This window comes from Streptomyces sp. NPDC005262, from assembly GCF_042872425.1.
GTDB lineage: Bacteria > Actinomycetota > Actinomycetes > Streptomycetales > Streptomycetaceae > Streptomyces.
This window is the reverse complement of sequence record NZ_JBIAKK010000002.1, coordinates 879637-894714: the sequence shown is the minus strand read 5'-3', so window position 1 is coordinate 894714 and position 15078 is coordinate 879637. Positions and strand designations below refer to the sequence as shown.

Below are 15078 nucleotides of genomic sequence, written 5' to 3'. Positions count from 1 at the left end.
GGAGACATTCTCCGGGGCCCCTCCCTGCCTTCTGTCGCTACCAGCGCTCGTCGGCGAGTTCCTTCGCCTTCTGCAGCATTCTGTTCACCACCCGGTCCGAGGCGTGGCCGTCGTCCAGGTCGCAGAAGAGCCTGTGGAACCGCTCGTAGCGGTCCTCGTGTTCGGCCGCCACCTTGTCGATGTCTCGGATCGCACCGATCAGTTCCTCGGAGGTGCTGATCAGCGGACCGGGTGCATCCTTCTCGAAGTCGAAGTAGAAGCCGCGCAGCTTGTCGCGGTAGTGCTCCAGGTCGTAGGTGAAGAAGAGCATCGGCCGCCTGAGATGCGCGTAGTCGAACATCACGGACGAGTAGTCCGTGATCATGACGTCGGCGATGAGGTAGAGATCGGCGATGTCGGGGTACTCGGATACGTCGAAGACGAATCCGTTCCCTGCTCCGGGGATGCTGTCCACCACGTTGGAATGACGACGGATCAGCAGGATGTGATCGTCACCGAGCCGCTGCTGCGCGTCCTCGGTGTCCAGTCGTAGCTCGAACTTGAACTGGCCCCGCCGGTGCGCCAGATCGTCGCGCCAGGTGGGGGCGTACAGCACTATCTTTTTGTCGTCCGGGAGCCCGATCCGTTCCTTGATCTCCTTGGCCCGGGTATCGCGGTCGGTTGCGTAGAGGTAGTCGTTGCGCGGATAGCCGGTCTCGACGATCTCACCGTCGTACCCCATGGCCCGCTTGAGGATCGGGGTGCTGAACCGGTTGGAGGACACCAGCATGTTCCAGCTGCGGGCCTCCTGCTGTAGCTGGGCGTGGTACTGGGGATTGAACTTCGGCGCCGTAATGTCCAGGCCGATCTTCTTCAGCATGGTGCCGTGCCAGGTCTGGACGATGACCTGCCCCGGTCGGCGCTCGATCCAATGCGGGAGATGGGCATTGGTCACGATGTACCGGCAGCGGGCCAGCGCCTCGTACCACTCGGTTCCCCAGAAGCGGACCTTCTCGGCCGTGGACGGGAGGTCCACCTGCCCGTCCCTGACCAGCCACAGGTGTTGGACATCCGCATTGCGCCGGAGCAGCTCCTCGTGGATGGCCCGAGGGCTGTCGGAGTACTGCTTGCCGTTGTAGCTGATGTACAGCACGGCGTCGCGCAGCGGCTCCTTGCGGCCGGCCTCGTACACCTCGCGGTGCAGCTTGTCCTGCCGGTAGCGGCCGCGTTCGAGGATGGACAGATCCGAGGGACAGTGCAGCTGGGGGAAGTCGTGCCAACGGGATTCGAAGTGGTACTCACGACCTGCGTGCTCGCCGGAAACCGGGAAGCTCGGAACCGTGAGCCGGTCGATGACGAAGGGAACGTCGGAGCTGCCGTCCCCGGACCGCAGGAAGAAGTTCCACCGACCGCTCTTCAACGGCCGGGGACCGTTGGCTCCCGACATGGCGGAGGGTGTGAACTTGGCGACGAACGTACCGTCCGGGAACACCTGCAGCGGCACGGCCTTCTCGTCGAAGAAGTCACGGGCCTTGATGAGGAAGACCGGATCGCTCAGATCGGCCGGCGTGGAACCGTGGACGGTGTACTCGCCGTCGGCAAACTGCACATCGGTGATCTTGGCCTGGAGCGGACGGCCGGAGAACTTCAGGTAGCCGTTGTGTCCCGCGATCAGCGCAAGCTCGTTCCGCTCGGCATCCTGGGCGATGGTCGCGGGGAGCCGGATCTGCCGGTCGGCAAGTCCGTCACGGACCACGGTGCTGAACCGGCGCTCCGTCCCGTCGGGGGCAGTGGCAACCAGCTCGGTGCCCCAGTTGCGGCGTGAGGCCAGGGCAGGATTGACACCCTCGGCGGCGGTGCCTTCGTCGACGACGTCCTGGTGTTCGGGCAGTAGCGCGATGTCCTTGAGCGGCACCCGGACCTGGAAGGAAGCGCGGCCATCCGGCGCGGGCTTCAGGACGAGGGGGTAGGAGATGACCTCCCCGCTCTTGCGGTTGGAGACTTCCAGGTTCACCGACTCGTGCGCGGTCAGCGGGACGCGGATCTCACCATCGATCTCCACGCTCTCGCCCAGGGCACGGTGATCGGTGATCAGGGCGCGTACCCGCTCGACACGCAGCTTGAGGGCACCGGTGGAGGTGGCGGGGAGCAGCCGGAAGTTCTCGTCGAGCCACTGGTACGGCGAGTGATTGGCCGCACTCGCACCGGCCGCATGCACGGCGCGCTTGCGGACGAGCCCCGCGGAGGCGATACCCAGGCCGACGTGCCAGGTGCCCTCCACCCACTGGCCGCCCTTGCGGAGCTTGGTGGGATCGAACAGCAACTGCCAGCCGGCCCAGTCGTAGTTGTACTGCTTCTGGGAGGACAGCGCAGTGCACTCCGGGCTATAGACGTTGGGCAGGGGCAGCACTATGCGCCGTCGTGAGCCGTCCTTCTTGAGCACCAGAACCTTGACCGCGCTGCGCTTCGTCGGCTGGTCGATCCGGTCGATCCACGCGTGCCCGAAGAGCCGCAGTTTCCCGTTCTCCCAGCTGACCTTCTGGAGCGGAGCACGTGGCGTGAGATCAGGGTCGATCCGTCGTGCCCGCTTGGGTATCAGCTGAGAATTGTTGTCCAGGGCAGAGAAGCTTGCGTACTTCCGAAGCCTCCCCGCGATTTCAATCGGGTCACCGCGCCGCTCGGAATTGATCAGCTCGACCAGCTCGCTCATGGCGTGCTTGCGTACCAGCAGCCATTTGACCCTCTGGATGGCGGTCAGCTCCATGACCACCTGCGGATCCACCTGGTCCAGGTACTGATTGATGACGCGCAGGAACTCGGCGCGGAACTCGTCGTCCGCGTCCGGCACCACGTTCAGGAAGATCCGAAGATCGCCGCTGAGGGCGGTGCGGTCGTACTCGCGCTTCAGCTTCGCGGCCTCTTCCCCGGGCTGCTTGCCGAAGAACCGGCTCACGGACTCCACTGCGGCGGATCGGTCGCGTACGGCCTTCGGCTCGGTCCTGCGCTGGGTGATGGACGGGGTGGACTCCCCTTCGCGCAGCCGCCAGTAGTACGTAGGAGTACTGATGATGTCGACGGCCTCGGCCAGGAACTGGGCGGGCACGATGACCGGAACGTCCTCGTAGAGCACTCCTTCGGGGAAGGCGAGCTTGTGCTTCTCCCAGAAGGAGCGCCGGAAGACCTTGTTGCAGGCGATCCGGTCGGTGAGCAGCTTCTGGTTCACAGACACATGGGTCCGCTGGACGGCGCCGCGGGCGAGGATGCGGTGCATCGGCGACTGCCACACCTTGGTGCTGTTGATGTGCAGCACGTTGCCCGTCACGAAGTCCGAACCGCTGTCGTCCAGGCTGGCCAGCATGAGGCGGTAGGCATCCGGCGGAATCATGTCGTCGCTGTCGACGAAGGCGACGAACTCGCTCTCGGGCGCGAGGTGCTCAATTCCCGTGTTCCGCGCTGCGCCGAGGCCGGCGTTCTCCTTGCTGACCAGCTTGAACCGCGAATCTCTGGCCTCGTACTCGGCCGCGATGGCCCCTGAACTGTCGGGGGACCCGTCATCCACCATGATGACTTCCAGGTCCTTGAGAGTCTGCGCGGCCAGCGAGTCGAGGCAGGCCGGGAGATAGCGCTCCACGTTGTAGATGGGAACGATGACACTGAGCCGAGGGGCCATGTCTTTCAGGATTCCTTTCGGGTCAGACCCGCTCGACCGGTTCGAGCGCCTGAGCTGGGGAGGGTGCCGGCCGGCGGTCGGCAAGCGGTACAACGGGAAGGAGGCTCTCCTCGCCCAGGAAGACTTTGCGGACGACACGCTCCGCCGCGTGACCGTCGTCGTAGTCGCAGTATCGTTCGCGGAACTTGCTGCGGAAGGTGGCGGACTTCTCGCTCTGCCACTCGCCGGATCCGAGGATCTCGGTGAGCTGCGCCTGGCTGGTCGCGACGGCGCCGGGAGGATCGGTCATCAGGTCGAAGTACGTACCGCGGACCGCCTTGTAGGTGTCCCAGTCGTCGGCGAAGATCACGATCGGCCGGTCAAGATTCGCGTAGTCGAACATCGCTGACGAGTAGTCGGTGATCAGGGCGTCCGAGGCGAGGTAGAGGTCCTCGACGCGCTGGTGTGCCGACACATCGATGATGCGGCCGCTGGTCTGGAGCTCGGCCATCCGCCCGTTCGGCTTGTAGAAGTAGTGACCGCGCACCAGAAGAGTGACGTCCTCGCCGAGTTCATCGGCCAGCCGTGGAAGATCGAGCCGCGGGGTGAAGTCCTTCTGGTACTCGCGGTGGGTCGGCATGTAGAGGAAGACGCTGGAGCCGTCCTTCAGCCCGAGCTCCCGTCGAACCCTTGCCACGTCCGCGGCAGTTGAATTGATCAGGACGTCGTTGCGCGGGTAGCCGGCCTCCAGGGAGGTGTACCGGCACGGGTACACCCGCTCCCACACGGTGGTCGAGAACCGGTTGGAGGAGAGACTGTAGTCCCAGCGGTCACAGCGCTTGAGCAGGTCCTCGAAGTCCATGTTGGTGGAGGCCGGGAAGTTCATCTGGTCGAGCCCCATGGTCTTCAACGGGGTGCCGTGATGGGTCTGCAGATGGATCTGGCCCTCGCGCTTCACCACCGCGTTGGCGAAGTTCACGTTGTTGACCAGGTATTTGGCGCGGGCCACCGCCGTCCAGTACGAACGGGAGCCCACGACCGCCACCTCGACGCCCTTGGGCACCCGGTCGACCTGGTCGGGCCTGACCGCCCACACCCGGCGGATGTGCGGGGCCAGGCGGGCCAGTTCGGCGTCGATGGCCGCGGGGTTGCAGGAGTAGCCGCGGCTCCAGTAGGCGGAGAACACCGCGAGGTTGTCGTCCAGTCCCATCCTCAGCTGGGACTGGTAGAACATCCCCATGGCGGCGCGCTTGGCACGGGTGACGCGTTCGCGACTGCGAAGGCTGGATCGGTTGCGCAGCCGACGGGCCCGGGTGGCGGCGGCCAGTGCCGGATAGGAGCCCATGCCGAGCAGCGTGTACTTGTAGCCACGGCCGCCCGGGGGGCGTTCGAAGCCGTCCGGCAGCCTGCGTCTGTATTCCGTGGACGCCCGGTGGAAGAACTCGGACCGTGCGTTGCGCGGCAGCCGGCCCGGCTTTTCCATGATGGTCAGATAGTGGTCGGCCATCTTCCGGAAGACCGCCGTGCGCCAGTGGTCGAGCTCGGGGTGTTCGTCCAGATAGGCGAAAACACGGTCGTACTGGTCGAAGACGTCGAAGTGCTTGCGGCTGACGGTACGGAGGATGTTGCCGCCCTCGCGTCGCTGCCGGTAGAAGACGCACGTGCGGTCGAGCACCGCGAGGCGGTCCGCGGCTATCAGGATGGAGTACGTCCAGGGGGCGTCCTCGTAGTAACCGGGCGGGAACTGGAAACCGTGCCGGGTGACGAAGTCGCGGCGGTATGCCTTGTTCCATACGATCTGCAGCAGATCCAGCAGCTCGGGCCGGTCCGCCAGCGAGAAGACCGCGGGGCCGGTCTCGGCCAGCAGGTCGGCGCGCTGGTTCGGCAGGCGTCGGCCGTCCCAGTAGGTGCGCGTGTAGTCGAAGATCAGGACATCGGGATCTTCCGTCGTGTCGAGCCGCCGGGCGATGGCGCTCAGGGAGCCGGGCGCGAGAGTGTCGTCGCTGTCCAGGAACAGCAGGTAGTCGCCGGTCGCCTGTTCGATGCCGGCGTTGCGGGCGCGGCCCAGGCCCACATTCTCGGCGAGGTGCAAGACGCGCACACGGCTGTCGCGGCGGGCGAACTCGTCCATGATCTCGCCGGAACCGTCCGGCGAGCAGTCGTCGACGGCGACGATCTCGAAGTCGGTGAAGTCCTGCTGCAGTACGGAGTCGATGCACTCCCGAATGTACCCCTGCACGTTATAGGCAGGCACGATGAGTGTCAGTCGAGGCATCGAGGCATCCTTCACCAGTCCAGAGAGCTGTCGAGGGTCCGTGTGGGCACCGATTCGTGTCGTCGGCCGACAGAGCGGCGCCGAAGTACCCGGACAGAGTAATTGATCGTCATTGGCTCGCTGTCGCCCTGCGTTGGCCCGGACTTCACCCGGAGGTGTACGCCCTGGCATCTCCCTCGCAGGGGGCATATTAAACGATAGTGCTGATTGGTCCTATTTCCTCGGCTTCATTTTGCCCACACGTAGAGTGAAGCCGACGGTATGACCTCGTACAGGGAGACGCACAAATGGCCTGGATGGTTACAGGTGGGGCGGGATATATCGGCGCACATGTCGTGCGTGCGATGCTCGCGGGCGGTCAGTCGGTAGTCGTCTACGACGACCTGTCGACGGGAAGCGGCGAGAAGGTTCCCGCCGGGGTTCCCCTGGTGATCGGCAGCGTGCTCGACCGGCAGCGGCTCGACGCGGCGATCCGTGACCACGGTGTGACAGGCGTGGTGCATGTCGCGGCGAAGAAGCAGGTGGGCGAGTCCGTCGAGCGGCCGCTCCACTACTATCGGGAGAACGTGACCGGGCTGGAGACTCTCCTGGAGAGCATGGTCGCGGCAGGCGTCGACCGGCTGGTGTTCTCCTCGTCGGCCGCCGTCTACGGCATGCCGGATGTGGATCTGGTCACGGAGGACACTCCGTGTCTGCCGATGAGCCCGTACGGCGAGACGAAGCTCGTCGGTGAATGGCTGATCCATGCAGCTGCTCGGGCCCACGGACTGCGCTGCGCCTCGCTCCGTTACTTCAATGTCGCGGGTGCCGCCTCACCCGAGCTCGCCGACTCCGGAGTGTTCAATCTCATCCCGATGGTCTTCGAGCGGCTGGCCGCCGGCGAGGGACCGAGGATCTTCGGCGACGACTACGAGACGCCGGACGGCACATGCATCCGTGACTACATCCATGTGGAGGACATAGCCTCCGCCCATCTTGCCGCCGCGCGCAGGCTCGACGAGGCCGAGAGCGGTACCGACCTCACGCTCAATATCGGCCGCGGTGAGGGCAGTTCCGTCAAGGAGATGGTCGACCGGATCCTCAAGGTGACCGGCCGCGGCGACCTCACCCCTGAGGTGACGGCCCGCCGTCCCGGCGACCCGGCGCGCGTGGTCGCCGGGGCCGACCGGATCCGGACGGAGCTGGGCTGGTCGGCCACGTACGGGGTGGACGAGATGATCGACTCCGCGTGGCAGGGATGGCTCCACCACCACGCGTGACGAAAGGCAACGGCGAAGGGGCCCGCATGGCTGCGGGCCCCTTCGCCGTCGTGCCGGTGCGCCGGGGCTACACCTCGGGCGTCGCGTTCAGCAGGGACTTCGAATCCACCAGGGACTTCGAAGCATCCGCCGACGTCGTCGTTTCCTCGGTCACGGCCCCGCGCGGCGCCGGAATCATGGACAGCAGCCGCTGCGCCATGCGTTCACGGTGACCGTCCGCCGTCGCGCAGAGACTGCGTGCCGCCTCGTTGAAGCGCTCCAGCGACGGCGGATCCGAGGGGCCGAGCAGATGGAGCTTCAGCTCGGCACGGCTGCGGACCAGCGTGTCGTGCTCCGGATTGCGTACGGAGTGCAGCAGCGCCTCCACACCCTCGGCGTCCGGGGTGAGGATCGTTGCCGCGCGGACCGTCGGGAACGCTTCCCGGAAGGCGTCCTCCGGCAGCTCGCTGGTGTTCGCGACGGCGTACGGCTTCTCGCTCGCCAGGTAGTCGGTGACCACGCTCGACACATCGCTGATCAGCAGGTCCGCCTGGTTGAAGCAGGCGTACAGCGCGGGCTGCGGGGCCGTGATGATCTGGTGCTCCCAGTCGGGCAGGGATTCCCAGTAGGCCTCTTCCCAGGCGGCCGTGGCCGCGGCGACCGCTTCGGCGCGGCCCGCAGGCGGTGCGCTCTGGGCCAGCATCCGCTCCGCGTCGTCCGAACCCTTCCGGAAGGAGGAGGCGGTGATCCCTTCCAGCTCCGTGGTCCGCAGGGCAAGCGCGGCCGCGGCCTCGGGGCCGGGGCGGGGGCCGGTGCGCCGGCGGTTGGCCTCGCGGATCAGCTCCTGCATGCGCTCGTTCGCGGCTCCCGCACGCGGGTCGACCGAACCCGTCATCGGATGCGGCTTGTAGAGGAGCCGTACCCCGGGATCGGCGAGCAGCGCACGGACGATGTTCTCGCCGGCCAGGATCACCGATGTGTTGCCGGGGTTGCCGTCCCAGCCCTCCCAGGTCGGGGCGTAGAGCACGGTGGTGTGCGGGCCGGTGGGCGGGCCCGCGTACAGGGCGATCGGCGCCAGCTGGGGGCGGCCGATCTCCACCACGTCACGGTCGTCGATGCCGACCTCGGCCTGGGCGTAGCGCTCCCGGGCGGCCGGTCCCGCGACCCAGACCTCGTCGTACGCCTTCGCGTAGGGATTGCAGCTGGAGAGCTTGTCGCTCTCACCGTGGTTGACGAAGGCGTGCTTGATCGTCGGGATGCGCAGGACCTGCGATGTCTTGCCCGAGTTCGCGGGGTGGATCAGCATCTTGAGCGTCGAGTGCTCGAGCCGCATCAGCTGGGCGACCCTGGGGATGCACACGATGGGGATGTCTGTCGCGCCGATCTTCTGCATCATGAAGCGCTCGCGGAGCACGATGAGCGGGCGGCCGTCGGTCCGGGCCAGTGTGTCGAGCCACATATTGGCCTGATAGGCGGACGAGGAGCCGCCCGAGAAGTACATGCCGACGGTCGGCTGGTACTCGGCGAGCCAGGCGTCGAACCAGGCGAGCACCTCTGCCTGCGAGGCGGGACGGCGCCGGGCGAGCCGCCACGCCAGCGCGGCCAGTCCGGCGCATGCGAGCAGGATCGAAAGCCCGATGCCTGCCGCGGCGAACTCCGGCTCGTCGCTCGCCGCCGTCGTCAGCAGGCCCGCGGTCGCGGGCAGACCGAACAGCAGCAGCCGCGGTCCGGGGCCGCCCATCAGCAGCGCGGGGGGTGCCGGGGTGATCCGCAGGGCGGAGGCGTCGATGTTCCGCGTGAGCAGGGGCATGGTGCGGCTGGTGCGCACAAGAATCGCCGAGGCGTGGCCCGCGAAGTGGAGCGCGTAGAAGAAGAGCAAACCGCAGACGAGGGGGAGGTAGGCCGTCTCCCGCTGCTGGCTGTCCAGCTCGAGCACGCCCACGACGAGCAGGAGGTCGCGTATGACCTGTCGTACCGTGACGTCTGCTCTGACCTTGGTGAACTGGGAGTTCAGGCCTGGCTGCCAGCGGTGCAGGACGGCTTCCGTCGCGAGACCCGTCGCCGTGGCCGCGATGAGCAGGGGGACGTTCGGAAGAAGCGCGGCGGCGGCCTGGGCGACGAACGACGCGGCCAGTACGAAGGCCAGGAAGGGCTTCGCGGCAGGCCGCATGGTGAGGGGAAGAGGTTGCACTCGGGGGACTCCAAGCAGCTCGAGCTCGCGCAGGGCGCGATTGTGGCCGGATGGCACGTTGATCGGGCCGACTGGTAAAGCCAGGGCCGGGGCCCCGGAAGCGGGTGTGATCCGCCCCCACCGTAGAGAAGTCATGTCATCCGCTTGTGCGGCTAAGGTGAGGGCTGTGTGACGATATGCAGCTTCGTACAACCATTCTAAATGATGACCATGTGGCTGTGCACATCCCGTCAGGCAGCTGTGTGCGGACAGTCGCCGGACGGTCCGCACGAATGGAGCGCGGACCGGCGCCCGAGATGCCCCGCGCGGGCGCAAGCGCGGTCGGTGCGCAAGGTGATTCCGCATTCCCCCATCGCGGTGGAAGGAATGTACGAAACAAGAAAATGTTTCCGAGTGTCAATCGGGCGCATCTCGATTTACGTGAGCCCATTCGCGGCGGATCGGACAGTGAATCTCAGTAAAATCGCCCCGAAGGTCGCGGTCGCGACATGACCGGAATCTCACCATCGGGCAGGGAAAATGAAAGCTCTCGTACTTTCCGGTGGGGCCGGCACCCGGCTCCGTCCCATTACGCACACCTCTGCCAAACAGCTGGTCCCGGTGGCGAACAAGCCGGTGCTGTTCTACGGTCTGGAGGCCATCGCGGAAGCGGGCATCACCGAGGTCGGCATCATTGTGGGCGACACCGCCGCGGAGATTCGCGCGGCCGTCGGCGACGGTTCCCGGTTCGGCATCGAGGTCACGTACATCCCGCAGGACGAGCCGCTCGGGCTCGCGCACGCGGTGCTGATCGCCCGGCGTTTCCTGGGGGACGACGACTTCGTCATGTACCTCGGCGACAACTTCATCGTCGGCGGGATCGCCGGCCTGGTCGAGGAGTTCCGTGCCGACCGGCCCGATGCGCAGATCCTGCTGACCCGGGTGCCCGACCCGAGCGCCTTCGGTGTCGCCGAACTCGACGGCGACGGCCGAGTGGCGGCGCTGGAGGAGAAACCGAAGGAGCCGAAGAGCGATCTGGCGCTGGTCGGTGTCTACCTCTTCACCCCCGTCATCCATGAGGCGGTGCGCTCCATCGCGCCCTCCTGGCGGGGCGAGCTCGAGATCACGCACGCCATCCAGTGGCTGATCGACCAGAAGCGCGACGTCCGCTCCACCACGATCCGCGGGTACTGGAAGGACACGGGCAATGTCACCGACATGCTGGAGGTCAACCGGACGGTGCTGGAGACCGTCGAGCCGTCCGTCGAGGGCGCCGACGTCGACGGCGAGAGCGAGATCATCGGCCGGGTCCGGATCGAGGCGGGCGCCAAGGTCAGCGGCAGCCGGATCGTCGGTCCCGCGATCATCGGAGCCCGCTCGGTGATCAGCGGCGCGTATGTCGGTCCGTTCACCTCGGTCTCGGAGGACTGCCGGATCGAGGACAGTGAGATCGAGTACTCGATCGTCCTGCGGGGTGCCTCGATCGACGGTGTCCGCCGCGTCGAGGCGTCACTCATCGGCCACGACGTCGAAGTGACCCCCGCGCCCCGCTCCCCGTCCGCCCACCGACTCGTGCTCGGCGACCACAGCAAGGTGCAGATCTCCTCATGACCACTCGCATCCTGGTGACCGGCGGGGCCGGCTTCATCGGCTCGCACTACGTCCGTACGGTGCTCGGCCCGCAGGGGCCCGGAGAGGTCGCCGTCACAGTGCTCGACAAGCTCACCTACGCGGGCAACCCGGCCAACCTCGACGAGGTACGCGGCCATCCCGGCTTCGCCTTCGAACAGGGCGACATCTGCGATGCGGAGCTGGTCGCCAAGCTGATGGCCGTACATGACCAGGTGGTGCACTTCGCCGCCGAGTCCCATGTCGACCGGTCCATCGACGGCGGCGCCGAGTTCGTCCGTACGAATGTGGTGGGCACGCACACCCTGGTCCATGCCGCGCATCTGGCGGACATCGAGACCTTCGTGCACATCTCCACCGACGAGGTCTACGGCTCGATCGACGACGGCTCCTGGCCCGAGACCGACCCGCTGGCACCCAACTCGCCGTACTCGGCGGCCAAGGCGTCCAGCGACCTGATCGCCCTCTCGTACCACCGCACCCACGGCCTCGACGTGCGCGTGACCCGCTGCTCCAACAACTACGGGCACCACCACTTCCCCGAGAAGGTCATCCCGCTGTTCGTCACGAACCTGCTGGACGGAAAGCCGGTACCGCTGTACGGCGACGGCGCCAACGTCCGCGACTGGCTGCACATCGACGACCATGTGCAGGGCATCGAACTCGTCCGCACGAAGGGCCGCGCCGGTGAGGTCTACAACATCGGCGGCGGCACCGAACTGTCCAACAGGGAGCTCACCGGCCTGTTGCTGGACGCCTGCGGCGCCGACTGGGAGACCGGCGTCATCCATGTCGTGGACCGCAAGGGCCATGACCGCCGCTACTCGGTCGACTGCACGAAGATCCGCAACGAGCTCGGCTACGAGCCCCGCAAGGACTTCCGTGACGGTCTCGCCGAGACCGTGCAGTGGTACCGCGACAACCGCGCCTGGTGGGAACCGCTGAAGGACAGGGCCGCGCTGTGAGCCCCGTCTGGCTGGTCACCGGAGCCGCCGGCATGCTCGGCCGGGACGTCCTGGCCAGGCTCGCCGGCGAGTCCGTCACCGCGGTCGCCGCGAACCGCGTGGCGCTCGACATCGCAGACCCCGCCTTGGTGCGTGCCGCCCTGGAGTTCCACCGCCCCGCCGTCGTGGTGAACTGCGCCGCCTGGACCGCCGTCGACGACGCCGAGTCGCAGGAGAAGGCGGCGCTGCGGGTCAACGGCACGGGGCCCGAGGTCCTCGCCGCCGCCTGCCGTGAGCACGGCGTCGTGCTTCTTCAGGTCTCCACCGACTACGTCTTCGCCGGGGACGCCGAGAAGCCCTATCCGGAGGACGCCGCCGCCGGTCCGCGCAGCGCGTACGGCCGGACCAAACTGGCCGGGGAACGGGCGGTGCTGGAGACCCTCCCGGACACCGGTTACGTCGTCCGTACCGCCTGGCTGTACGGCGCGTACGGCCCCAACTTCGTCCGCACGATGATCAAACTGGAGGGCGTCAAGGACGCCCTCGACGTGGTCGACGACCAGCGTGGGCAGCCCACTTGGACCGCCGATCTGGCCGACCGGATCGTCCGGCTCGGACAGGCCGCCCTGGCCGGCGCCGTCCCCGCGGGCATCTACCACGGGACCAGCGGCGGGCAGACGACCTGGTTCGGCTTCACCCGGGAGATCTTCCGGCTGCTCGGGGCCGACCCGGCGCGTGTCCGCCCCACCACCAGCGACGCCTTCGTCCGGCCGGCCCCCCGGCCCGCGTTCAGTGTGCTCGGGCACGACCGCTGGGCGGTGGCCGGTATGGAACCGATCCGCGACTGGCGGGCGGCGCTGGCGGACGCGTTCCCCTCCCTGCTCGCGGCGGAACGGCGCAGTTCGCAGCGCTGACCTTGCCCGCTGAACCCCGCTGAATTCCGCCGGGGCCGCCCGTGCTTCCCGAGGTCCCGGCCGGCTCAGCCTCGGGCGCGCAGCTCCACGTAGTACGCCTGACAGGCCTCGTACGACGGCAGCAGCCCCTGCTCCTCGGCCTCGGCCAGTGAGGGTGCGGCGGCATCCTTGTCGGAGAGGAGAGGCGTGACGCCCTCGGGCCATTCGATGCCCAGCTCGGGGTCGAGCGGATCGATGCCGCGTTCACGACCGGGCGCGTAGGCCTCGGAACACAGGTAGACGACCGCTGTGTCGTCGGTCAGCGCCATGAAGGAGTGACCGAGCCCCTCGGCGACGTAGACGGCGTGATGGACCACGTCGTCGAGGCGTACCGCCTCCCACTGCTTGTACGTGGGGGAGCCGACCCGGATGTCCACGATGACGTCGAGCACCACACCCCGTACACAGGTGACGTATTTGGCCTGGCTCGGCGGCACATCGGCGAAGTGGATGCCGCGCAGGGTGCCGCGGCTGGAGATCGAGAAATTGGCCTGCGCCAGCCGCAGACCGTGTCCGGCGGCGTCATTGAGGTCGGACCTCTTGAACCACTCGTGGAAACTGCCGCGGCTGTCCGGGAAGAGCTTGGGTTCATGCACCCAGGCTCCTGGGAGGGAGAGCTGCCGCATGCGATCACATCCTTGTTCTGGCGTTTGAGACAGACCGGAATGGCGAAAGCCAATTTAACGGGAATTGTTGCCGTTCATGGCTTCGGAGAATGAGATGGCCCGCTGGTCGCTCGGATTGATTGCGCAATGATTGAGACCGGCGGTGTCGGGACGGAATATGTGAATCGTTTGATGTGATTTTCGTTGTCACGCCATCCGCGGGCTGTGCGGTCATCAATCCGTGGCCGGAAGTCTGAAATCGGGGTTCCGATTATCGGGAACGTCTGTTCGGTCCGCTGGGTCACCCCCGCTCGCGTACCCTGACGGCCAGGCAGACGCAGCCGATGACGATGAAGACGACGAGGGCAGGAACGTGCACGTGGCAGGGGCGAGGCAGGGCGTTACCGAAGCGCGCAGGATCGTGATCAAGGTCGGTTCCTCGTCCCTGACCACCGCGGCCGGCGGCCTCGACGCCGACCGGGTCGACGCGCTCGTCGACGTCCTCGCCAAGGTCAGGAGCGGCGGGGAGAAGGAGATCGTCCTCGTCTCCTCCGGAGCCATCGCCGCCGGACTCGCCCCGCTCGGCCTGCACCGCCGGCCCCGGGACCTGGCCAGGCAGCAGGCCGCGGCCAGCGTCGGTCAGGGGCTGCTCGTCGCCCGCTACACCGCCTCGTTCGCGCGCTACGGCGTACGCGTCGGCCAGGTGCTGCTCACCAGCAACGACACCAGCCGCCGCGCCCACTACCGCAACGCCTACCGCACCCTGGACCAGCTCCTGGAGATGGGCGCGCTCCCGATCGTCAACGAGAACGACACCGTCGCCACCGACGAGATCCGGTTCGGCGACAACGACCGGCTGGCTGCGCTCGTCGCCCATCTCGTCCGCGCCGATCTGCTGGTCCTCCTCTCCGATGTGGACGGCCTCTACGACGGCGACCCCAGCACCCCCGGCACCTCACGCATCGCCGAAGTGACCGGACCGGCCGATCTGGCCGATGTCGCCATCGGCAGCGCGGGAAAGGCCGGCGTCGGTACGGGCGGCATGGTCACCAAGGTCGAAGCCGCCCGCATCGCCACGGCCGCCGGAGTGCCGGTCGTCCTGACCTCCGCGAGCCGCGCCGCCGACGCCCTCGCCGGCCGCGACACCGGTACGTACTTCCGCCGCACCGGACGCCGTTCGGCGGACCGGCTGCTCTGGCTGGCCCACGCCTCCACCCCGCAGGGGTCGCTGACCCTCGACGACGGGGCGGTGCAGGCCGTCGTCGAACGCCACAGCTCGCTGCTGCCGGCCGGGATCGCCGCCGTCGAGGGCGAATTCACCGCGGGGGACCCGGTGGAGCTGCGCGACCTCCAGGGCCGCCCGGTGGCCCGCGGGCTCGTCAACTTCGACGCCAAGGAGATTCCGCAGCTGCTCGGCCGGTCCACCCGGGACCTGGCGCGCGAACTCGGACCGGCGTACGAACGCGAGGTCGTACACAGGGACGATCTGGTCATCCTGCACCCCTGACCGGCCCGCTGAAACGGCTGAAAGTCCGGACTTCGGGCAGGGACCTTCACGAAAACCGCCCCACGCCAGGCCCCGGGCTGGTCAACTTTGTAACGGGGACACAGCGGGGGTACAGCACAGCAACGCATT

The 15078-nt window shown here is 67.3% G+C and carries 9 protein-coding genes; 5 read left to right on the top strand and 4 right to left on the bottom strand.

Going from position 1 to position 15078, the window contains the following annotated elements:
* Window positions 1-37: 37 nt before the first annotated feature.
* Both ACFYP5_RS09240 and ACFYP5_RS09235 read right to left on the bottom strand, forming a co-directional pair.
* Window positions 38-3649 (bottom strand): CDP-glycerol glycerophosphotransferase family protein, encoded by a 3612-nt coding sequence (locus ACFYP5_RS09240; protein ID WP_389032556.1) that lies wholly within the window; start codon window positions 3647-3649, stop codon window positions 38-40.
* Window positions 3650-3671: 22 nt separating this feature from the next.
* Entirely contained in the window at window positions 3672-5903 is a 2232-nt protein-coding gene (locus ACFYP5_RS09235; protein WP_389032553.1) for a CDP-glycerol glycerophosphotransferase family protein, read from the bottom strand.
* A gap of 287 nt (window positions 5904-6190) precedes the next feature.
* Here ACFYP5_RS09235 and galE point away from each other — a divergent pair, with 287 nt between their 5' ends.
* Complete coding sequence (gene galE / locus ACFYP5_RS09230; protein WP_389032550.1) at window positions 6191-7162, top strand: UDP-glucose 4-epimerase GalE; 972 nt, start codon at window positions 6191-6193, stop codon at window positions 7160-7162.
* Window positions 7163-7229: 67 nt separating this feature from the next.
* On the opposite strand, the gene ACFYP5_RS09225 is transcribed toward galE, so the two are convergent.
* Window positions 7230-9311, bottom strand: coding sequence for a hypothetical protein (locus tag ACFYP5_RS09225; protein WP_389033007.1), 2082 nt, complete (start codon window positions 9309-9311; stop codon window positions 7230-7232).
* Between the two features lie 540 nt (window positions 9312-9851).
* Between ACFYP5_RS09225 and ACFYP5_RS09220 the strand changes: the two genes are divergently transcribed.
* Genes ACFYP5_RS09220 through rfbD form a run of 3 tightly spaced genes read left to right on the top strand, consistent with a single transcriptional unit; the run spans window position 9852 to window position 12798 of the window.
* Window positions 9852-10922: a glucose-1-phosphate thymidylyltransferase gene (locus ACFYP5_RS09220; protein ID WP_389032547.1), complete on the top strand. Its 1071-nt coding sequence runs from the start codon at window positions 9852-9854 to the stop codon at window positions 10920-10922.
* A complete protein-coding gene (rfbB, locus tag ACFYP5_RS09215) occupies window positions 10919-11905 on the top strand; it encodes a dTDP-glucose 4,6-dehydratase (protein WP_389032545.1) in 987 nt (328 codons plus the stop codon). The genes ACFYP5_RS09220 and rfbB overlap by 4 nt, the downstream gene beginning before the upstream one ends.
* The gene (gene rfbD / locus ACFYP5_RS09210; protein ID WP_389032542.1) at window positions 11902-12798 is read left to right on the top strand and encodes a dTDP-4-dehydrorhamnose reductase; all 897 of its coding nucleotides are present in this window, start codon (window positions 11902-11904) and stop codon (window positions 12796-12798) included. The genes rfbB and rfbD overlap by 4 nt, the downstream gene beginning before the upstream one ends.
* Before the next feature lie 65 nt (window positions 12799-12863).
* On the opposite strand, the gene ACFYP5_RS09205 is transcribed toward rfbD, so the two are convergent.
* Window positions 12864-13463 carry a dTDP-4-dehydrorhamnose 3,5-epimerase family protein gene (locus ACFYP5_RS09205; RefSeq protein WP_389032539.1) on the bottom strand — a complete coding sequence of 200 codons (600 nt, stop codon included), beginning with the start codon at window positions 13461-13463 and terminating at the stop codon, window positions 12864-12866.
* A gap of 400 nt (window positions 13464-13863) precedes the next feature.
* Here ACFYP5_RS09205 and proB point away from each other — a divergent pair, with 400 nt between their 5' ends.
* Window positions 13864-14949: a glutamate 5-kinase gene (gene proB / locus ACFYP5_RS09200; protein WP_389033004.1), complete on the top strand. Its 1086-nt coding sequence runs from the start codon at window positions 13864-13866 to the stop codon at window positions 14947-14949.
* The last annotated feature ends 129 nt before the right edge of the window (window positions 14950-15078 follow it).

Coding starts and splice junctions, on each gene's coding strand:
- ACFYP5_RS09205 (WP_389032539.1), bottom strand. CDS start 13,463: ATGCGGCAGCTCTCCCTCCCAGGAGCCTGGGTGCATGAACCCAAGCTC.
- ACFYP5_RS09240 (WP_389032556.1), bottom strand. CDS start 3,649: ATGGCCCCTCGGCTCAGTGTCATCGTTCCCATCTACAACGTGGAGCGC.
- ACFYP5_RS09225 (WP_389033007.1), bottom strand. CDS start 9,311: ATGCGGCCTGCCGCGAAGCCCTTCCTGGCCTTCGTACTGGCCGCGTCG.
- ACFYP5_RS09220 (WP_389032547.1), top strand. CDS start 9,852: ATGAAAGCTCTCGTACTTTCCGGTGGGGCCGGCACCCGGCTCCGTCCC.
- ACFYP5_RS09235 (WP_389032553.1), bottom strand. CDS start 5,903: ATGCCTCGACTGACACTCATCGTGCCTGCCTATAACGTGCAGGGGTAC.
- galE (WP_389032550.1), top strand. CDS start 6,191: ATGGCCTGGATGGTTACAGGTGGGGCGGGATATATCGGCGCACATGTC.
- rfbB (WP_389032545.1), top strand. CDS start 10,919: ATGACCACTCGCATCCTGGTGACCGGCGGGGCCGGCTTCATCGGCTCG.